Here is a 17,115-nt window from a genome sequence, read left to right as displayed (position 1 = left end):
CGAGCATAGATCCGGACGATGAACTGCCGGTGGCTCAGCCGTTGAGGGCCTTGCGGATGAACGCGGCGACCTCCACCGGGCGGGCGATGAACGCGCAGTGGGAACCGCCGATGGTCTCGGTCGTGGCGCCCATCCGCTGGGCCATGAACCGTTCCGCGTCGGGGGCGATGGCGTTGTCGAACTCGGAGACGAGGTACCAGGACGGCTTCGTCCGCCAGCCGGCCGCCGTCAGCGGCTCCGTGAAGGCGGCCAGGGACAGGGGCCGCTGGCTCGCCGCCATGACGCGGGCGAGGTCGGCCGGGACGTCGGCGCAGAAGGTCTCGCGGAAGTCGGAGCGCCCGATGTACAGGTCCGGGCCGCCCGGCGCGCCGGGGGCCTCGTAGGGCGTCGGGACGTACGTCTTGACGAGCAGCGCCGGCGGGAACGGCTGCGTCACGCCGGCGCAGCTGTCGTCGACGTCGAGCCCGAACGCGGCGAGGTAGACCAGCCCGATCACGTTGTCGAGCGCGGCCGAGGCCTGCGTGATGACGGCGCCGCCGTAGGAGTGCCCGACCAGCAGCACGGGCCCGTCGATGGCGCCGACGACCGCGGCGAGCGCGGCGGCGTCACTGGCGAGCCCGCGCAGGGGCGTGGGCGGGGCGACGACGGCGTACCCGGCGCTCTCGAGCTCCCGGATGACCCCGGCGAACCCGGAGGCGTCGGCGAAGGCACCGTGCACCAGCACGATGGTGGGTTGCGTTGCATCAGTCATGCCGCACAGCGTCGGCGAACGCCCGCGCACACGCCTCACGCAAACAGGTGAGGCGGTCCGATCAATGCGGCCGGCCCAGGTGAGGAATTGCGAAAGGCCCCCGCCGCAATGACGAGGGCCTTTCATTTGGTAGCGGGGACAGGATTTGAACCTGCGGCCTCTGGGTTATGAGCCCAGCGAGCTACCGAGCTGCTCCACCCCGCGTCGCAAAGAGAACACTAGCGCAGCGGGGCGCGGATGCCCAACTTGATTACTCGCCGCGCAGGGTGCCGGCCGGCTCGACCCGGCCGGCGGCCCACGCCGGATACATGCCGGCGACGGCTCCGACCAACAGCCCGACCAGCGGACCGCTGATCAGAACCCGCATGTCCAGCACCAGCAGCCAGTCCTCGGCGAGGGCCACACCGGTCACCACGTCGATGCCGGCCAGCGTGCCGGCCAGGCCGCCCGTGACGCCCAGGATGCTGGACTCGACGATGAACTGCAGCATCACGGCCCGCCGGGATGCACCGACCGCCCGGCGGAGGCCGATCTCGGTGCGCCGCTCCAGCACCGCCACGAACGTCGTGTTCGACACACCCAGCGCCGCGATGGTGAGCGACACGATCGACAGGCCGAGGAACAGCGCGGCGGTGTCCCGCTCCACCCCCTGCCGAAACGTCCTGAGGTCCGGCGGAACGAGCGCGGCCAGCCGGTCGGGCGCCTCGGGCGCGAGAACCAGGCGCGCCTCGGCGGCGACCTGGTCCGCGGCGCCCAGCCGCGTGTTGATCACCGCGCTCGCCGGGCCGAACCGGTCGAAGTGGTGGCGTTCGTCCAGGCAGGTCTCGTACGGCACCACCGCCGCCGCAGTGAGCCGGATGTCGCCGATCGGGGCGGTGAAGACGCCCAGGACCAGCGTCGCCCGGCCGTCGAGGAAGACCATGCGACCGGGCTCCTCGACGTGCAGCCGCCGGGCCGCGACCGTGTCGAGCAGCAGCACCGGGTCACGACGCATGCCGTGCCCGGCGTCGAACGCCCGGCCGGCGACCATTGTGACGTGCAGCGCCGCCAACGCATCCGGCTGCGCCGCGATCACGTTGACCGAGCCGCCGCCGGTACCTTCGACCGTGGCAACCCGGTTGCGGTCGCCGGTCGCCTCGCACAGCAGGCCGGCGCCGACGACGCCGTTCAGCCGTCGCAGGCCGGCGGCCCGGCCGGCCTCGGGTCGTGGCAGGTCCTCGGGCCAGCGGACCGAGACCTGCGTTGCCCGAACCGCGTCGAAGCGGTCGGAGATGGCGGCCGCCGCCGTCGCCGTGACCCCCAGCGTGGCGGTGGTCGCGGCCACCCCGAGGGCGACCCCGGCCGCGGTCAGCAGCGAACGGAGCGGTCGGCCGGCCACGGCCAGCCACGCCTGATGCAGCACGTCCAGCACCGCGGTCCGCGGGCGCGGACCCGGCTCAGCCGACACGGCCGTCACGCACTTCCAGCGTCCGGTCGGCAACCTCGCGTACCGCCTGCTCGTGCGTCACCACGACGACGGCGCGCTGCGGCCCGACCGTCTCCCGCAGCAGCGCGAGGATCGCCAGCGTGGCGTTCTGGTCCAGGTTGCCGGTGGGCTCGTCGCAGAGCAGGAGCACCGGCTCGTGCACCATCGCCCGCGCGATGGCGACCCGCTGCCGCTCGCCGCCGGACAGGGTGGCGGGTCGCGCGGCGGTCCGATGGCCCAGACCCACCGACTCCAGCGCGGCCACCGCTCGGGCCCGGCGGCCGGTTCGCGACTGCCCGGAGTGCACCATCGGCAGCATCACGTTCTGCACGCAGTCGAGGTGCGCGACCAGGTGGAAGGCCTGGAAGACGAAGCCGATCCGGCGCGCCCGCAACGCCGTGCGGGTGCGCTCCGGCAGTCCGTGCACGGCCCGCCCGGCCAGCCTGAGCTCGCCGGCGGTCGGGGTGTCCAGCAGACCGAGCAGGTTGAGCAGCGTGGATTTGCCGGACCCCGAGGGCCCGACGATCGCGACCAGTTCCCCGCCGTGGACGTGCAGGTTGGCCTCGCGCAGTGCGGTGACCGGCGGCGGCCCGGCGAAGGTTCGCGCCACGCCCACGGCCTCCACCAGCGGCTCAGCCATCGCTGACCCGCACCCGGTCGCCGGCCCGCACCGCGCCCGGCGTGACCGGCACCACGGCGCATCGGCCGTCGGCCCGGACCGAGATCGTCACTGGCACCTGGACGCCGGACTCCAGCGTGAGGTTGACGGCCCCGTCGGCCGCGGTCCACAGCGCCGACAACGGCACGATCAGCGAACCGGCCGGGCTGTGCGACCGTTCCGCGATCACCTGCTGGGCGTCGCCGACGTGCGCGGTGGCGGGCGCCGCACCGCCGCTGACCGTCAGCACGGCCGCCTGGGTCGGCGGCGACTCGGGGTCGCGCCCGGGTACCTCGATGACGCCGCCCGGCGTCGCCGTGCGGCCCTCGAACGGCCCGTCGCCCAGGCGCAGCGCAACCCCCGCCTCGGTGGGCGGCGGCCGGTCCGCGTCCAGCGGCACGCGCACCTGCCAGGCGCCGGTCACCAGCGACAGCAGCGTTCCGGTCGCGGTGCCGCCCAGCCGGACGCGCACCGTGCCGATCTCCGCCGGCAGGCTGGGCACGAACGCCAGCTCGCCCGCCGGCACCTGCACGTGCCGGGCGGCCGGGACGGTGGCCGGGACGGTGGCCGGGACGGTGGCCGGGACATCGATCATGACGGGTCCGTAGCCCGCCCGCCGGTACATGCGATCGACGTCCGCTTCCGTCCTGGCCGTGAATGTTCCGGTGACCGGGCTGCCCAGCGCGGCCTGCAACTGCCGCACGTCGCGCCCGGTGTCGCCGACGGTCAGGTCGCGGTAGGCCGGAAACGCCCCGGGCAGGGCGATGACCGGCCGCCCGGACACCTCGACCAGAACCTGGCCGGATCGCACCGACCCGCCGACGACGTTCGGCGTCGCGGTGACCACCAGGGCCGCCGCACCGGCCACCCGGGTCGGAGCCGGCACGTCGACCTGGAACTCCCGCTGCAACCGGCCGTCGTAGGCGGCGGCGTCGATCAGCTCGCCCGCCTCGACGGCGACGGTCACCACCGACGGCGCGGGCGGTGCGGCCTGGGCCGCGCTCTGCGCCGGCGTTCGGGCCCGGCCGGCCGACTGTACGGCGACCACGCTGGCCAGCGCGAGGCAGGCGACGACGCCGGCCAGCGCCCAGGCCCGGGCGCGGCCCGGCCCGTGGTTGACCGCCGCGCTCATGCGCCGAGCAGCCGCTGGGCGGCGACCACCGCGGCCTGCAGCAGCTCCCGCAGCGCGACGAACTCGGTGTCGTGCTCGCGCATGTACTGCTGCGCGTGCTCGGTCCACGCCGAGCGCAGCACCCGGTCCACCTGCGAGGTCTCGGAGCACTTCGCGTCGGCGACGGCCAGCGCGATCTCGTTGCGCTTGGCGTCTTCGAAGCTGGGCGCCGGCGCGTTGTGCGGCCAGTGATAGCTCACGGCGGCCGCCTCCGCGTCGTCGACGGACTCCAGGCCCGGGTAGCCGGCGGCCACCATGCACGAGGTCCAGCGCTTCGTCGCCGCGACGACCCGCTCGTCGGCCTCGCCGGCCGACCGCAGCCGGCTGCTCATGTCCCCGGCGACGGCGACGAGCCGGAAGTACCGCTGGAGATCCCCGTACATGCTCGTCATGACCTCTTCGTCGCAGCCGCCGCGCCGCATCCGCAGCTTCGACCCGTCGGCGAGCGTGTACTGCGCCCAGGTGCCGAGCGCCGCCTGGTAGCGGTCGCGGTCGGCCTGCGGCAACCGGTCGTACGCCGAGGCCTGGGCCTGGGCCGGCGAAGGCGTTTCGCCCGATGGTTGTCGCTGCAGCCCGTACCCGTTGCGCTGGGCCTGTTCCAGCGTCGGCGCACCGTCGCGGTACGGGTAGGCGTCGGCGGCAGGCCGGGTGGCCGCCTTGGCGGGTGAGGCCGGATGCACGGTGAAGCCCCGGCCTTCCATGCACCGCGTGACCGCCTTGCCCTTGGCCGCCTCCGCCCCGTCCAGCAGCGACCACACCTCGGACAGAACCTGGACGACCGGGCTCGCCTTGGGGCCCGGGTCGGCCGGGCCGCCGGCCGCCGGCGCCCCCGGCGGTGCGGAGCAGGCGGCGGCGCAGCAGAGCACGCCGAGCCATGCCGCGCCCACCACCCGACCAATATGCATCGACGTCGACCTACGGCCAGACCACGAACTGTTCGGCGAACAGCGTGTATCCGCTACAGGTACTCGTCCAGACATGCGCCGAAATGAGGTCGTTCATGTCGGCTTGGCGGGAGACGCTGTAGCCCTTCTTGAGGCATTTGTTCCGCCCGCTGCCGCCGGCCGCGTCGAAGAAACGCACATTGCCGTACGTGCTCAGGCCGTGGTCCTCCCAGGAACGGCTGTTGTTGTTGATGTACCGGTAGGCGCTCGGAATGGACGCATAGTCCCAGGCGTCGTTGTAGAAACCGATCGCGTATCCGGTGTAGTCCTCCCAGACCCAGGCGCATACGTAGCCGCCTTGGCAGTTCGCGTTGCCGTAGTGCTCGTAGTAGGCCGCGGCCGCCTGAGCGGGTTGGGCCGTGGCGACAAGCGTCGCCGCCGTTGCGACGGCGGTGACAAGGGCCGCCGATCTGTGTCGTTTCACCTGCTGCCTCCTGAGGATTGTCCACCGGCGGTGCGCAGATCGTCGCGCAGGCTCTGTGCCTTGCGCACCGCCTCGGTCTTGATCGCGCGGTACTCCCCGGCGTCGCCGGCCCGGGCGCCGGCGATGCGCGCGAGCTGCGCCTGGTGCAGCCGGTCGCCGGTCGCTCGCAGCCCGCTGCGCTGCGAGCAGCCCGCATCGGTGGCGGCGAGCGCTCGTTCGTATTCCTGCGCCTGGCCCGGCGTCGCGGCGCGGTAGTGCGCCAGCGCGGCGGCGCGAGCCGCGTCCGGGTCGGCGAGGTCGAAGCCGTGCTCGGCCAGGCACCCCCGCCACACCTCGAGCGCCGCCCGGTACGCCGGGTCCGCTCGCACCACCGGCACGATCTGCGCGTCCAGGTCGGACGCCCAGACGTCGAGGGCGACCCAGCGGTCGAGGTCGCCGTAGAGCGCGCGGCGCGCGTCGGCCAGGCAGCCGGTACGACCGGTCGTGTACCGCAGGCCGTCGGCGGTTTCGGCGCTGGTCGTGTCGTCGCCGGCGCCGAAGAACGTCTCGTCGTAGCGCTGCCGGCGCTCGGGGCTCAGTCCGGAACGGTAGGAGCGGTTCGGGTCGTCCTTGTCCAGCCGCATCTCCGCGGTGATGCCGTACCCGTTCGCCGCGGCCGCGACGGCGTCGTCGCTGCCGTACGGCCGCACGGCCGAGACGCCGTCATCGGCGGAGGGTGCGGTCCAGTCCACCGTGAACCGGAAGCCGTTGGCCACCATGCACCGTCCGGCCAGGAGCAGTTCGGCCCACTCGAGCAACTGATCGGCCGGGGCCCCGCCGGCGGGTAACCGGCCGACCCGCAGCGCGACCGGCTCGGCGGTGGGCGGGTGGTCGCATCCCGCCGCCGCCAGCCCGGCCGCGACGAGCGGTACGACGATCCACCTGGTCCTCATCACCGATGAACCTCGCCCAAACGAGCAGGGCCCGCCATCCGCCTCCGAGCGGACCCCGATCCATTGACGCCGATATTCCGGGGTCGTAAGCTTCGGCGCTCAAAGCAGCATCGCAGGCCGTCGCCACCGAATGCGTTCTATGGGGGAATCGCATGAAGTCGGGCCTTACAGTCATGACCACCGGAGCGGAAGAAATCGTCGATCTGCCGCCCGGCCGGTCCGCCACGTTCGGATCATGTCGTTGTAACAACTGCACCTTCGACGTCCACGTGCATCCGGCCATCACCATCGCGGTGCGCATCATCGCGGAGGAGACCATGTGGCGGATCGGCAACCTGCATTCCGACGTCAGTTGTACCGTTTCGAATTTGGAGGCGCCGGCGGAGCACATCGCCGTTCCCAGCGGCCGGATGGCGATGCCCGTGCCGTTCGAGCTCGCCACGGTGATCAGCGGCGGCCGGCCGGCCCTCACCGTGTTCGGCCCGGAACCGCAGCTCGCTCCGGTCACCGTGTCGTGCCCGCAGGTCGCCTACGAACCGGTGCTCGACGAGGGCACGGCCTACTTCCGTGCCCTCGTCGCGCTGTGCGCCTCTCGCATGCACGGCGGATCGGACGCCCGGCTGCCGAGCACCGCGACGATCGCCGGGATCCTGACCCGGGCCGGGGTGCCGACCACGCCGAGGGGCGCTCGCGACCATCTGGACCATGTGTTCGGCAAGCTCGCGCTGGCCGGCAGCGCCGACCCGGACGGCGAGCGAAGCGGCCCGTGGCGACGCGAGCTGCTGGTGCGCACGACGCTGCGGCGCGGCATCGTGCGCACCGAACACCTCGATCTGCTCGTACCCCGCCTCGCCCGGTCCGCCTGACTCACATCGTGAAGTTCTGCTGCACGATCGGCCGCGCCATCTCCAGGCGGGCCGCCTCCGTCGCGCCGGTGACCGCGACGAACCACCGGTGGCCGTCGGGCTGCCAAGCCTTGAGGTAGAGCGTCGAGCCGTCGTCGGTCAGCAGGAACTGACCGCCCGTGTTCCAGGACGCGGGAAGGTCGAGCGGCACGCCGGGCAGGCCCTGGTCCTGTGCGCCGTCCTCGACGACGACGACCCGCCACACGTCGGCCGTCGAACCGTCCGACCGCACGAACGCCGCCCGGCGACCTTCCCTGGGCCACACCTTGAGCGCCGGCTCGCGCCGGGCCGCGGCGTCCACGTCGGCCACGCCGGTCAGCGCCTCCGCCACGCCGCGCAGCGCAAGCGGCGCCGCCGTGGGCGACGCCACGGAGCCGGTGATCCCGGTGGTCGCCGGATCACCGGGCTGCGGCCGGATGGATCCGCCGGGCCGGGCGAGCACACCGATCGTGACGATGATCGCGGCGGCGGCGACCGCCGCGCCGAGCACCGCGCCGGTGCGTCGCATCATGCGTCCGCGACGCAGTTCCCGTTCCACGTGCGCCATTACCGCCTCGGCCGGCAACGGCAGCGCCTGGCGGTCGGCGGTGAGTTCGCGGCGCAACCGGCGCTCCAGATCGTCAGAGCTGTTCACGAATCGCCTCCGCGGCTTCCGACGATGCCAGCGCGGCCCGCAGCCGGCCGAGGGCGCGATGCCGGAGAACCCGGATCGCGCCGGGGGTGCGCCGCAGCACCTGTCCGATCGTGACGTCGTCGTCGTCGTCGAAGTAGGTCAGCACGAGCACGGCCCGCTGCGACGGCGGCAGGTCGCGCAGAGCCGCCTGCAAGCCGTCCCGCTCGACGATCCGGTCGATCGCCGGGTCCGGGCCGTCCCGGCGCGAGGCGGCCTCGACCGGCATCCACCGTCGCCAGCGCTGGATTCGGCGCAGTCCGGTGACGTGCAGCCGCACCATGGTGGTCTTGGCGTACGCCTGCGGGTTGCTGGCCTGCTCGACCGTCCGCCAGGCCCGGGCGAGCCGGACCAGCGTGTCCTGGACCAGGTCCTGCGCGTCGTCGCGGTCGCCGGTCAGCGCACGGGCGAACGCGCCCAGTGCCGGCAGCGTTGCCCGCACGAAGGCGGTGAAGCCGGCCCACTCGCTGTCGTCCACGCCTTCGGCACCTCCCCGGTCACCTGCTACGACGCCCCAGCCCGCCACCGTGTTACACGGTCAACGGATCCAGTTCACCGCAATCAGGACCGCCACCGCGAGCGTCGCGGTGAACGCGACGATGAGCGCGGCGGCGATCTGCCGGTGGTACGCCTGCCATTGCACGTCCCAGCCGCCCTCCTTGTCGTAGCCGAGGTTGGCCAGGAGCATCAGGGACCGGCCCAGCCCGAAACCCAGCCCGGCCACGGCCGCGGCGACCGGCGAGGCGACGAGGGCAACGGCGACCGCCAGCGCGTACGGCAGGCCGGTCGGCAGGTACGTCCGGGCTCCGGTGCCCATCTCGAGCCCGAACTGGAACGGACCGATGAGCCGGCCAAGGCGGAACACGGTCTCCGGAACCAACCGGCGGTTCTCGGGCAACCGGAACCGCAGCACGCCCAGCTCACGCGCCAGCAGCACGAGGTACCACCCGGCCACGATCGCGACCCGGCCCCACCCGGGCAGCGGCGCCCGCAGCAGGGCGCCCAGCACGAGCAGGAGCAGGCACATCGCCGTCCCACCGGCGAGCAGGCCGGCGCAGAAGGCGTAAGTCGGTGCACCCCGCCAGACCGGCGAGCCCAGCACCGAGGCGGAGTTGCGGCTTCAAGTGGATCCACTGGCCGCGAAGCCGGCCGACGCCCCGGCCGCGAGCCAGCAAGCGAGCACGGTCCAGCCGGGGGCGAGCCCGGCCGCCCGCGCGATGACCGCCACCGCGGCGGCGACGACGACGGCCCCCGCGAGTACACGCGGGTGCCAGAACAGTCGCGCCCGGGAGCGGTCCCGCGCGGTGTCGGTCATCTCAGTACCGGCAGATCGTGAAGTACGTGTAGCTGGTGCCGCCCGCGCTCACCGTCATGTGCCCGTCGGAGCAGCGCCACCAGAGGCCGTTCGACGGCGTGGTCCATCGCCAGGCGTTCTTGTAGCGTCCGTTGCTGCCGCAGTAGCTCGACGACGGCGAGTAGGTGTAGTGCACCGGTGCGTCGTACACGGTGCCGGACCGGTGCCAGCCCGACGAGCAGTAGGTGCTGCCGCGGTAGTCGCCGCCGAAGCAGGCCGCCTGGTACCCGATGTAGGCCCCGACGTTGTCCGACTGTTCACCGTAGCCGCCCGGGTAGGCGTCCTGGCAGTCGTTGCGGTCCCAGCCGAGCAGACCGCCCGGGCCGGTCTCGGCGTGGGCCACGCCACCGCCTCCCGGCACGAGGCGGGAGCCGAGGTCGGCCACCACGCCGCCGACCGTCAGCGCGCCGAGCGTCAGCGCGCGCAGGACGACCCGGCGGTTCGAGGTGACCGGCAGGCCGCTGAGGGCCCGCGTCCGCGGCGCGCCGGCCGGGACGACGTCAGCGAACGGAATCTGTTCCAGCGTGTACGGCATCGGCTTCCACTCCCCGGTTCATCGCTAGGGACCACTCGTTCAGGACCCGGTCGACACCTGCGACGTCGACCGGAAGGAACAGCCGCTGCACCTCACCGTCGGCGGCGACCAGCAGCAGGACCGGCGGAGACAGATGGGCGATCTCCTGCCACGACACCGGGTCGCTGACCACGGGCAACCGGTCGGTGTCGATCCGGCCCGCCCACGCGTCGGCCTGCTCGTACGTCATGAGCGACAGCGGAGCCGGCAACCGGTCCGCCAGCCGCGACAGCCGTTCGGCGACCGCCCCGCACAGCGGGCAGCCGGAGTCGGCCGCCAGCACGATCCGGGCGGTGCCGGTGCCGGCGATGCGCATCGCGGTCCGCGTCGCGGCGAACTCCGTCGCATGCCGGTCGACCCGGGCCCGCAGCAGCCGCAGGGAGCGCACGGTCGCGCCGAGCGCCAGGAACAGCAGCGCGATCGCCAGCCAGGTCAACAGCAGCAGTGCGGTCATCGCGGGCATCTCCCGGCCGTCACTTCCCGGCCGGCGCGGCGCCCGGCGCATCCGCCCACTCGACCTGGACCTCGTCCAGCCAGGCGAGCAGGGCATCGTCGGTCACCCCGGCGCCGGGCGCGAAGTGCACCTCGCCGAATCCTCGGGGGAAACCCATGAGGTAGGTGTAGTCGGTGAGGGCCGAGGGGCTCTGCACGCCCGGCCGCGCACCGCGCCACACCTCGCCGTAGCGGGTGGCCTGGCCCTGGTGCACGGGGAGTACGGACCGCGCCTGCTGCGGGCTCATCGTGTTGACCGTGCCCCGCCCGGCGACCGAGACGACGATCTGCTCCAGCACCGAGTCGAGCAGCATGCTCGACGTCGGGCGCACCAGCATGCCTTCCGGGTGATCCTCGATCTCCAGGGCGGAGAACAGGTTGATCACGACCTCACGACGCGGCGCCGGGCCACCGAACACGGTCATGAGCTCGTGGTAGTCGCCCATCAGGGTGGCCACCGCCCCGGCGCCGTTCTCCTGCCGCGAGACCACGACCTCGCGGCCGTGCACGATGAAGCGGTCGACGGTCGACGCCGGCACGACGTAGGTCCCGGCAAACTTGTGGTATCCACGCGGGCCGATCTGGAATCCGCGGGCGAGCGATCCACCTGCGAAGCGGATGTGCGTGCCGACGGAGCCGGCCTTCGGCCCGTCGGCCAGCCCGATGTCGACCTGCTGCCCGCTCGGGGCGAGCACCCGCAGCCGCTGTGCCATCCCTGCCTCCTGTCGCCGTAGCCAACCTGGGCCAGCCCGACAGTACAAGCAATAGCTTTCTCTCTATATCCGCGCCCGCGCGGATGCCAACCCCAGGGGGTGTGGGCGTACTTCGCCTCTTGTGGACCGCACCTGACACAGGAACCGAGCTCCGCGCCTGCCCGAACGCACTCCGCTCCCCCACCACCCGCCACGCCCCCGCCCCCGCGCCGCCACAACCCGCCACGCCCCCGCCCCCGACCCGCGGATGGGGGGTGTGGGGTGGCAAAGCCCCCCACAGAGAGAGCGAGCAAAGCGAGCGGGAATGGCTGCTCATCAAACGGAAAACGCCCCCTGGTCGTGACCAGGGGGCGCCCAGATGAGTAGCGGGGACAGGATTTGAACCTGCGACCTCTGGGTTATGAGCCCAGCGAGCTACCGAGCTGCTCCACCCCGCGTCGGCTTGTTCAGATTAGCGTACGGGGGTCTTGAGGTCCAAATCGCGGGCGGGTGACCGTGTCGGGTGTCACCCGGGCCGGGGTCGTTACCGCCGGCCCGGGTGACGAAGACTTCCGGTCAGCCCGTGGAGGGCTGGACCGACGGCGACGGCGAGGCGCCCGCCGACGTGGTGTTGCTCGGCGAACCGCTCGGGGACGGGCTCGCACCCGCCGCCTTCGTGGCCTCCTCGTACCGCGCTATCGCGTCCTGCAGGGCCTTGAGGGCCTTGCCGTACGCCTCGAAGTCGCCCGACTGCTGGGCCGCCTTGAGGTCGGCTATCGCCTTGTTCATCGCGGCTATGGCCTCCTGGACCTGGGGCGTGCCCTGGGTGCCCGGTTTGCCGGTCGTGCCCTGGTCGGTGTTGCCGTTGTCGGTCTGGGGCACCGGCGCCTGGCCGGTCAGCTGTTTGACGAGCTGATCCAGGCCCGATGCGAGGTCGTCGGCGTAGGCCATGTACTTCGGGCCGTAGGCGACGAGCACCTTCTGCAGGCGCGGGAACGCGGTTTCGTTCTTCGCCTTCAGATAGATCGGCTCGACGTACAACATGCCGTTGGCCACCGGCAGGGACAGCAGGTTTCCGTAGAACACGTCGGAGTTCTGCGAGCTGAACTGGGTCAGCTCACGTCTGGCGTCCGCGATCGACGTCATGCTGCTGTGGGTCTGGTTCGGGCCCTGGATCGCGGTGTTGGCCGGTAGCTCCAGCACCTCGAAGCGGGGCTGGCCGTTGACGTACGACGCCGACATCAGCGCGGCCAGGTTGCCGCGCTTGCGCGGGGCCATCGCGGCGGTGAGCTGGAAGCGGGCGTCGTTCTGGCCGGGCAGCTGGGCGACGAGGTAGTACGGCGGCTGGTCGGCCGTCGCGTTCGCCGGGTCCTTCGGGACCTCCCAGAAGTCCTGGCCGGAGAAGAAGCCCTCGGGCGACGTGACGTGGAAGCGGCTGAGCAGGTCACGCTGGACCTTGAACTGGTCCTCCGGGTACCGCAGGTGGTCCATCAGGCTCGGCGAGATCGCCGAGCGCGGCTGGACCAGCTTGCCGCCGAAGGCCTTGTTCCAGGTCTTGAGCACCGGGTCGCTCTCGTCGAACGCGTAGAGCTTGACCTCGCCGGTGTACGCGTCGACCGTCGCCTTGACCGAGTTGCGCAGGTAGTTGACGTCCTGGCGCGGCTCCGGGAACACCCGGCCGCCGGTCGAGGAGTCCTGGATCGCGGTGTTCCAGTCGATCTTCTGCGCGTACGGGTAGGTCGCCGACGTGGTGTACCCGTCGATGATCCACTGGATCTTGCCGTCGACGACCGCCGGGTACGGGTCGCTGTCCAGCGTCAGGAACGGCGCGATGTTGCGCACCCGGGTCTCCGGGTCACGGACGTACAGCACCTTCGAGTGGTCGTTGAGCACGCCGGAGAGCAGGAAGTTGGTCTCGCGGAAGTACGACGCGTAGAGCAGCCGGCGCCAGAAGGTGTTCACGTCGACGCCGCCGCTGCCGTCGTACGTCGAGTACTGGTCCTGGTCGCCCGAGCCGCCGGTCGGCCGGTCGAACTCGGCGTTGCGGTCGGCGGTCTTGCCCTTGCCGACGATCGCGTAGACGTCGCCCATCTGCTCGCCGTAGTAGATCTGCGGGTGGGTGACCTTGATCTGGTCCTCGTCCGAGGCGCACTGCTCGCTGCCCTGGTCGTCGGGCTTGGTGTTGTCGCTGAGGAAGCCGGAGACGTAGAACGGCTGGCCCCCGCAGACGATCTGGTTGGCCGGGGCCGCGACGAAGCCGTAGCCGTGCGTGTAGACGCTGTGCCGGTTCTGCCAGTTGTTCTGCTGGAGCTGGTCGTAGCGGATCTCCCGGACGCCCACGACGTAGTCCTGGGTGCGGGACTTCCCCGTCTTGGGGTCGGTCAGCGAGTACCGGTCGATGTCCAGCTTCGGGTTGAACTCGTAGAAGCCGCGGACCTGCTGCTGCTGGGTGTACGTGTCACCGACGACGGCCGGGTCGAGCAGCCGGATGTTGTTGACGGTCGGGTCGGTGCCGTTGGTCAGCGACTGGGGCGGACTGGTGTTGTCCGCCGCGTACGGCGTCACCTGCACGTCCTTCAAGCCGTAGGCCTCGCGCGTGGCGTCGATCGCGTACTTGAAGTACGGCGCCTCCTTCTGCAGCTGGCTCGGCTTGACGGTGAACGACTGCACCGCGGCCGGGTAGATGCCGCCGACCGCCACCGCGGACAGCGCCAGCAGGCCGAGCGCCAGGCCGGGCCATACCAGGTTGCGCATGAAGGCGTTGGAGAACACGAGAATGGCGATGGCGACCACGATGGAGATCCACGCGAGGATCTCCTTGGCCGGCAGAAGAGCATTGATGTTGGTGTACCCGGCGCCGTACAGATCCTGCGTGGGGAACTTGTCGAGCAGCAGGCCGCGGCGGTCCAGGAAGTACGCCGCCGCCTTGAGCAGCACGAAGACCGCGACGAGGGTGGTCAGGTGGGCCCGCGCCGCGGCCGTCATCCGCTCGCCGGCGCCCTGCAGGCGCACCCCGCCGAAGAGGTAGTGCAGCGCGAGCCCGCCGATCAGCGAGAAGACCACGGCGGTGAAGGCGACGCCCAGCAGGTACCGCCAGAACGGGTACTCGAACACGTAGAACGACAGGTCCACGTGGAACTGCGGGTCGGTCTGGCCGAACGGGGTGCTGTTGCTGAACAGCATCCAGTCCTGCCAGTGGCCCTGCGCCGAGAGGCCGGAGAACAGCCCGATCAGGCCGGCGACCAGGACGATCCAGCCGGTCATGTGCGGCAGCAGGAACAGGCGGTAGCGGTCCAGCGCGTGCTGCTCGGCCGAGTGCGGCCGCAGCAGCGGGCGGGTGCGGTAGGCCAGGTAGAGGTTGGCGGCGATGACGAGCCCGACCGCCACGCCGAAGATCGCGAACATCCAGATCCGCGTCGTGAGCACCCCGGTGAAGACCTGGGGGTACTTGACCTCGGAGAACCACAGATAGTCGGCCCACGCCCCGACCACCCGGTCGAACAACGTGAACAGCAGGAAGACGACCACCAGGACGGCGATCGTGACCCGCCCTCGCCGGCTCACCCTGGTCATTGGATTACGCATTACCACGGTCGGCTCCGCCCGTTCGCGTATGGAAACTCGTCCAGCGTAGTCATCGGCTACACAGCGTCGGCGTCCGACCGGCTCGCAGCGTGTCGAGCGCGGTCAGCGCGTCGTCGATGTTGTTCACTTTGATCAAGGGCAGGCCCGCCTGCGGGTTGTCCATCGCCTCGCCGCAGTTGGCCGCGGGCGTGAGGAACACCTTGGCCCCGGCGGCCTTCGCGGCCACGAGCTTCTGCGGGATGCCGCCGATCGGGCCGACGGCGCCGGCGTCGTCGATCGTGCCGGTCCCGGCGATGACCATGCCGCCCGTGAGGTCCTCGGGCTTGATCGTGTCGATGATGCCCAGCGTGAACATCAGGCCGGCCGAGGGGCCGCCGATGCGGTCGAGCTGGATCGTCAGCTTGAAGGGGTGCGGCTGGCTGGTGCCGGCCTGGATGCCGATGCGCGGGCTGCCGTCGTCGCCGGCCTTGGTCGCAACCTCGACGGTCTGCGTCTGCCCGCCCCGCACGATCTCGATCTGGTGCGTCGTGCCGGCCGGCTTGGCCCGCACGAGCTGGGTGAGCTTGTCGGGGCTGTCCACCGCGGTGCCGTCCACGGACTTGATGACGTCGTCCTTCTGCAGCTTGCCCTCGGCCGGGAAGCCGGCGCTGACCTCGGCCACGGTGACCATGACCGGGTAGCCGAGCTCGCGCAGGGCGACGGTCTCGGCCGACGTCTGCGACTGCTGGAAGTCGCGGGCGTTGTCCTCGTCGACCTGCTGCTGGGTGCGGTCCGGCGGGTAGATGAGCTCGCGCGGCACGACCGCCCGGTCCTGCTGCCACCAGCCGATCATGGCGTCGAGCAGGGTCATGTCCGGCTGGACCGAGACGGTGGTCATGCGCAGCTGACCCTTGGACCTGGTGGCCTCGGCCCCGTCGACGCTGATGATCGGGTGTCCGCCGGGCTTGCCCGTGTCTGTGCCGAGCGTGTCGTACGTCGGGCCGGGGCCCATCTCGACGTACGGCACCTTGACCACGGTCGCCTGCCAAGCCAGCACCAACAGGAGCAGCGCGCCGAACAGCACGGTCAGCCCACGACGTCTCATGGCGGCGAGCCTAGCGCTCCCGGCCGGGAGCACCTGGAAGCGAGTACCTTTGTGGAATGCCAGCAGACATCCCGTTCGGCTTCGGTCCGTCCGGCGGCGACGTGCCGGATCCGAACGATCCGCGCCAGATGCAGCAATTCCTGAGCCAGCTGCAGCAGTTGTTCGCCACGCCCGGTGGCGGTCCGGTCAACTGGGATCTGGCTCGACAGCTGGCCCAGGCCCACCTCACCGGGGCCGGCCCGGCGGCCGGCGTGTCGCAGTTCCCGGTCGGCTTCGCGATGCCCGGCACCCCGTTGCCGACGGCCGAGCCGAGCGACCCGGACGCCGCCAAGCCCGTCGGTGACCCGGCCGTGACGGCCGTCGAGCGCGCCGCGGTCATCGAGGCCCTGCGCCTGGCCGACCTGTGGCTCGAGCCGGAGTCCTCGCTGCCCTCGGGCGTCCGGTCGACGGCCGCCTGGAGCCGCGGCGAGTGGCTCAACCAGACCCTGCCGATCTGGCGCAAGCTCTGCGACCCCGTGGCGGCCCGCATGGTCTCGGCGATGACCGAGCTGGTGCCCGAGGAGATGCGCGCCCAGATGGGGCCGATGACCTCGATGGTGGCCTCGCTCGGCGGGGCGCTGCTCGGCGGTCAGCTCGGCACCGCGCTGGGCTCGCTGGCGGCCGAGGTCCTCTCCGCCGGCGACATCGGCCTGCCCCTCGGCCCGGCCGGCACGGCGGCCCTGGTGCCGGCGAACATCGCGGAGTACGGCAAAGGGCTGGAAATCCCCGACGACCAGGTCCGTCTCTATGTGGCCCTGCGCGAGGCGGCCCACCAACGGCTCTTCGGGCACGTCCCGTGGCTGCGCGGACACGTCTTCGCCGCCGTCGAGGCCTACGCGGCCGGCATCCACGTCGACCGCGAGGCGATCGAGGAGGCGATGAGCCGCATCGACCCCTCCACGCTGGGCAACGACCCGCAGGAACTGGTGCTCGAGGGCATCTTCACGCCCGAGGACACGCCGCAGCAGCGCGCGGCCCTGGCCCGCCTCGAGACGGCGCTGGCGCTCGTCGAGGGCTGGGTCTGCCACGTGGTGGACCGCGCGGCCGGCGACCGCCTGCCCGACGTCGTGAAGCTCTCCGAGGCCTTCCGCCGCCGCCGCGCGGCCGGCGGCCCGGCCGAGCAGACGTTCGCGGCCCTGGTCGGCCTGGAGCTGCGGCCGCGGCGGCTGCGCGAGGCCACGGCGCTGTGGAACGCGCTCACCGAGCACCGCGGGGTCAGCGGGCGCGACGCGCTCTGGGGCCACCCGGACCTGCTGCCCGACGAGGAGGCGTTCGCCGACCCGGACATGTTCGCGCGGACCCAGCTCGACCTCGGCGATCTCGGCTTCAACGACGAGACCGGCACCGAGGAAGAGCCCAAGCCCGAGGACTGAAC

18 protein-coding genes and 2 tRNA genes are annotated in these 17,115 nt (G+C 71.9%); 2 read left to right on the top strand and 18 right to left on the bottom strand.

Translation table 11 applies throughout. From position 1 onward, the window contains the following. Window positions 1-34: 34 nt before the first annotated feature. The 8 genes from ACPPVO_RS05530 to ACPPVO_RS05495 all read right to left on the bottom strand — a co-directional run bounded on the left by ACPPVO_RS05530 (window position 35) and on the right by ACPPVO_RS05495 (window position 6,345). Window positions 35-751, bottom strand: coding sequence for an alpha/beta hydrolase (locus ACPPVO_RS05530; RefSeq protein ID WP_426510177.1), 717 nt, complete (start codon window positions 749-751; stop codon window positions 35-37). A 127-nt stretch (window positions 752-878) separates the two neighbouring features. Beyond that, window positions 879-955, bottom strand: a tRNA-Met gene (locus ACPPVO_RS05525). Window positions 956-1,001: 46 nt separating this feature from the next. Continuing rightward, window positions 1,002-2,207, bottom strand: a complete 1,206-nt coding sequence (locus tag ACPPVO_RS05520) for an ABC transporter permease (protein WP_426510176.1) — start codon at window positions 2,205-2,207, stop codon at window positions 1,002-1,004. Further along, a complete protein-coding gene (locus ACPPVO_RS05515) occupies window positions 2,188-2,856 on the bottom strand; it encodes an ABC transporter ATP-binding protein (RefSeq protein ID WP_426510175.1) in 669 nt (222 codons plus the stop codon). Before ACPPVO_RS05515 ends, ACPPVO_RS05520 begins: the two co-directional genes overlap by 20 nt. Continuing rightward, window positions 2,849-4,006: a hypothetical protein gene (locus tag ACPPVO_RS05510; RefSeq protein ID WP_426510174.1), complete on the bottom strand. Its 1,158-nt coding sequence runs from the start codon at window positions 4,004-4,006 to the stop codon at window positions 2,849-2,851. Before ACPPVO_RS05510 ends, ACPPVO_RS05515 begins: the two co-directional genes overlap by 8 nt. Next, the gene (locus ACPPVO_RS05505; protein WP_426510173.1) at window positions 4,003-4,935 is read right to left on the bottom strand and encodes a hypothetical protein; all 933 of its coding nucleotides are present in this window, start codon (window positions 4,933-4,935) and stop codon (window positions 4,003-4,005) included. The genes ACPPVO_RS05510 and ACPPVO_RS05505 overlap by 4 nt, the downstream gene beginning before the upstream one ends. Before the next feature lie 25 nt (window positions 4,936-4,960). Next, window positions 4,961-5,413 (bottom strand): hypothetical protein, encoded by a 453-nt coding sequence (locus ACPPVO_RS05500; RefSeq protein WP_426510172.1) that lies wholly within the window; start codon window positions 5,411-5,413, stop codon window positions 4,961-4,963. Then, window positions 5,410-6,345: a hypothetical protein gene (locus ACPPVO_RS05495; protein ID WP_426510171.1), complete on the bottom strand. Its 936-nt coding sequence runs from the start codon at window positions 6,343-6,345 to the stop codon at window positions 5,410-5,412. The genes ACPPVO_RS05500 and ACPPVO_RS05495 overlap by 4 nt, the downstream gene beginning before the upstream one ends. A gap of 152 nt (window positions 6,346-6,497) precedes the next feature. On the opposite strand from ACPPVO_RS05495, the gene ACPPVO_RS05490 reads away from it, so the two are divergent. Next, entirely contained in the window at window positions 6,498-7,211 is a 714-nt protein-coding gene (locus ACPPVO_RS05490) for a hypothetical protein (RefSeq protein ID WP_426510170.1), read from the top strand. Between the two features lies 1 nt (window position 7,212). Here ACPPVO_RS05490 and ACPPVO_RS05485 read toward each other — a convergent pair whose 3' ends face one another. The 10 genes from ACPPVO_RS05485 to ACPPVO_RS05440 all read right to left on the bottom strand — a co-directional run bounded on the left by ACPPVO_RS05485 (window position 7,213) and on the right by ACPPVO_RS05440 (window position 15,701). Beyond that, complete coding sequence (locus ACPPVO_RS05485) at window positions 7,213-7,884, bottom strand: hypothetical protein (protein ID WP_426510169.1); 672 nt, start codon at window positions 7,882-7,884, stop codon at window positions 7,213-7,215. Next, window positions 7,871-8,398, bottom strand: a complete 528-nt coding sequence (locus tag ACPPVO_RS05480) for an RNA polymerase sigma factor (protein ID WP_426510168.1) — start codon at window positions 8,396-8,398, stop codon at window positions 7,871-7,873. The genes ACPPVO_RS05485 and ACPPVO_RS05480 overlap by 14 nt, the downstream gene beginning before the upstream one ends. A gap of 60 nt (window positions 8,399-8,458) precedes the next feature. Next, window positions 8,459-9,022 (bottom strand): hypothetical protein, encoded by a 564-nt coding sequence (locus tag ACPPVO_RS05475; protein ID WP_426510167.1) that lies wholly within the window; start codon window positions 9,020-9,022, stop codon window positions 8,459-8,461. An 18-nt stretch (window positions 9,023-9,040) separates the two neighbouring features. After that, a complete protein-coding gene (locus tag ACPPVO_RS05470; protein WP_426510166.1) occupies window positions 9,041-9,235 on the bottom strand; it encodes a hypothetical protein in 195 nt (64 codons plus the stop codon). A gap of 1 nt (window position 9,236) precedes the next feature. Further along, window positions 9,237-9,809 carry a hypothetical protein gene (locus ACPPVO_RS05465; RefSeq protein WP_426510165.1) on the bottom strand — a complete coding sequence of 191 codons (573 nt, stop codon included), beginning with the start codon at window positions 9,807-9,809 and terminating at the stop codon, window positions 9,237-9,239. Next, a complete protein-coding gene (locus ACPPVO_RS05460; protein WP_426510164.1) occupies window positions 9,775-10,302 on the bottom strand; it encodes a hypothetical protein in 528 nt (175 codons plus the stop codon). The genes ACPPVO_RS05465 and ACPPVO_RS05460 overlap by 35 nt, the downstream gene beginning before the upstream one ends. Window positions 10,303-10,321: 19 nt before the next feature. Then, entirely contained in the window at window positions 10,322-11,053 is a 732-nt protein-coding gene (locus ACPPVO_RS05455; protein WP_426510163.1) for a hypothetical protein, read from the bottom strand. A 363-nt stretch (window positions 11,054-11,416) separates the two neighbouring features. After that, window positions 11,417-11,490: transfer RNA gene (locus tag ACPPVO_RS05450), tRNA-Met, on the bottom strand. 118 nt (window positions 11,491-11,608) lie between these two features. Next, window positions 11,609-14,617 (bottom strand): UPF0182 family protein, encoded by a 3,009-nt coding sequence (locus ACPPVO_RS05445; protein WP_426510162.1) that lies wholly within the window; start codon window positions 14,615-14,617, stop codon window positions 11,609-11,611. 49 nt (window positions 14,618-14,666) lie between these two features. Beyond that, window positions 14,667-15,701: a YlbL family protein gene (locus ACPPVO_RS05440; RefSeq protein WP_426510161.1), complete on the bottom strand. Its 1,035-nt coding sequence runs from the start codon at window positions 15,699-15,701 to the stop codon at window positions 14,667-14,669. A 56-nt stretch (window positions 15,702-15,757) separates the two neighbouring features. Here ACPPVO_RS05440 and ACPPVO_RS05435 point away from each other — a divergent pair, with 56 nt between their 5' ends. Next, window positions 15,758-17,113, top strand: coding sequence for a zinc-dependent metalloprotease (locus tag ACPPVO_RS05435; protein WP_426510160.1), 1,356 nt, complete (start codon window positions 15,758-15,760; stop codon window positions 17,111-17,113). The last annotated feature ends 2 nt before the right edge of the window (window positions 17,114-17,115 follow it).

Source organism: Dactylosporangium sp. McL0621 (genome assembly GCF_049995355.1).
GTDB lineage: Bacteria > Actinomycetota > Actinomycetes > Mycobacteriales > Micromonosporaceae > Dactylosporangium.
The sequence above is the reverse complement of the archived record's forward strand: the minus strand, read 5'-3'. Positions and strand labels throughout refer to the sequence as shown.

Excerpts from the sequence above, each read along its gene's own strand:
- ACPPVO_RS05515 (WP_426510175.1), bottom strand. The coding sequence starts at position 2,856 with ATGGCTGAGCCGCTGGTGGAGGCCGTGGGCGTGGCGCGAACCTTCGCC.
- ACPPVO_RS05530 (WP_426510177.1), bottom strand. The coding sequence starts at position 751 with ATGACTGATGCAACGCAACCCACCATCGTGCTGGTGCACGGTGCCTTC.
- ACPPVO_RS05460 (WP_426510164.1), bottom strand. The coding sequence starts at position 10,302 with ATGACCGCACTGCTGCTGTTGACCTGGCTGGCGATCGCGCTGCTGTTC.
- ACPPVO_RS05470 (WP_426510166.1), bottom strand. The coding sequence starts at position 9,235 with ATGACCGACACCGCGCGGGACCGCTCCCGGGCGCGACTGTTCTGGCAC.
- ACPPVO_RS05510 (WP_426510174.1), bottom strand. The coding sequence starts at position 4,006 with ATGAGCGCGGCGGTCAACCACGGGCCGGGCCGCGCCCGGGCCTGGGCG.
- ACPPVO_RS05440 (WP_426510161.1), bottom strand. The coding sequence starts at position 15,701 with ATGAGACGTCGTGGGCTGACCGTGCTGTTCGGCGCGCTGCTCCTGTTG.
- ACPPVO_RS05445 (WP_426510162.1), bottom strand. The coding sequence starts at position 14,617 with ATGCGTAATCCAATGACCAGGGTGAGCCGGCGAGGGCGGGTCACGATC.
- ACPPVO_RS05455 (WP_426510163.1), bottom strand. The coding sequence starts at position 11,053 with ATGGCACAGCGGCTGCGGGTGCTCGCCCCGAGCGGGCAGCAGGTCGAC.
- ACPPVO_RS05435 (WP_426510160.1), top strand. The coding sequence starts at position 15,758 with ATGCCAGCAGACATCCCGTTCGGCTTCGGTCCGTCCGGCGGCGACGTG.
- ACPPVO_RS05465 (WP_426510165.1), bottom strand. The coding sequence starts at position 9,809 with ATGCCGTACACGCTGGAACAGATTCCGTTCGCTGACGTCGTCCCGGCC.
- ACPPVO_RS05490 (WP_426510170.1), top strand. The coding sequence starts at position 6,498 with ATGAAGTCGGGCCTTACAGTCATGACCACCGGAGCGGAAGAAATCGTC.
- ACPPVO_RS05495 (WP_426510171.1), bottom strand. The coding sequence starts at position 6,345 with ATGAGGACCAGGTGGATCGTCGTACCGCTCGTCGCGGCCGGGCTGGCG.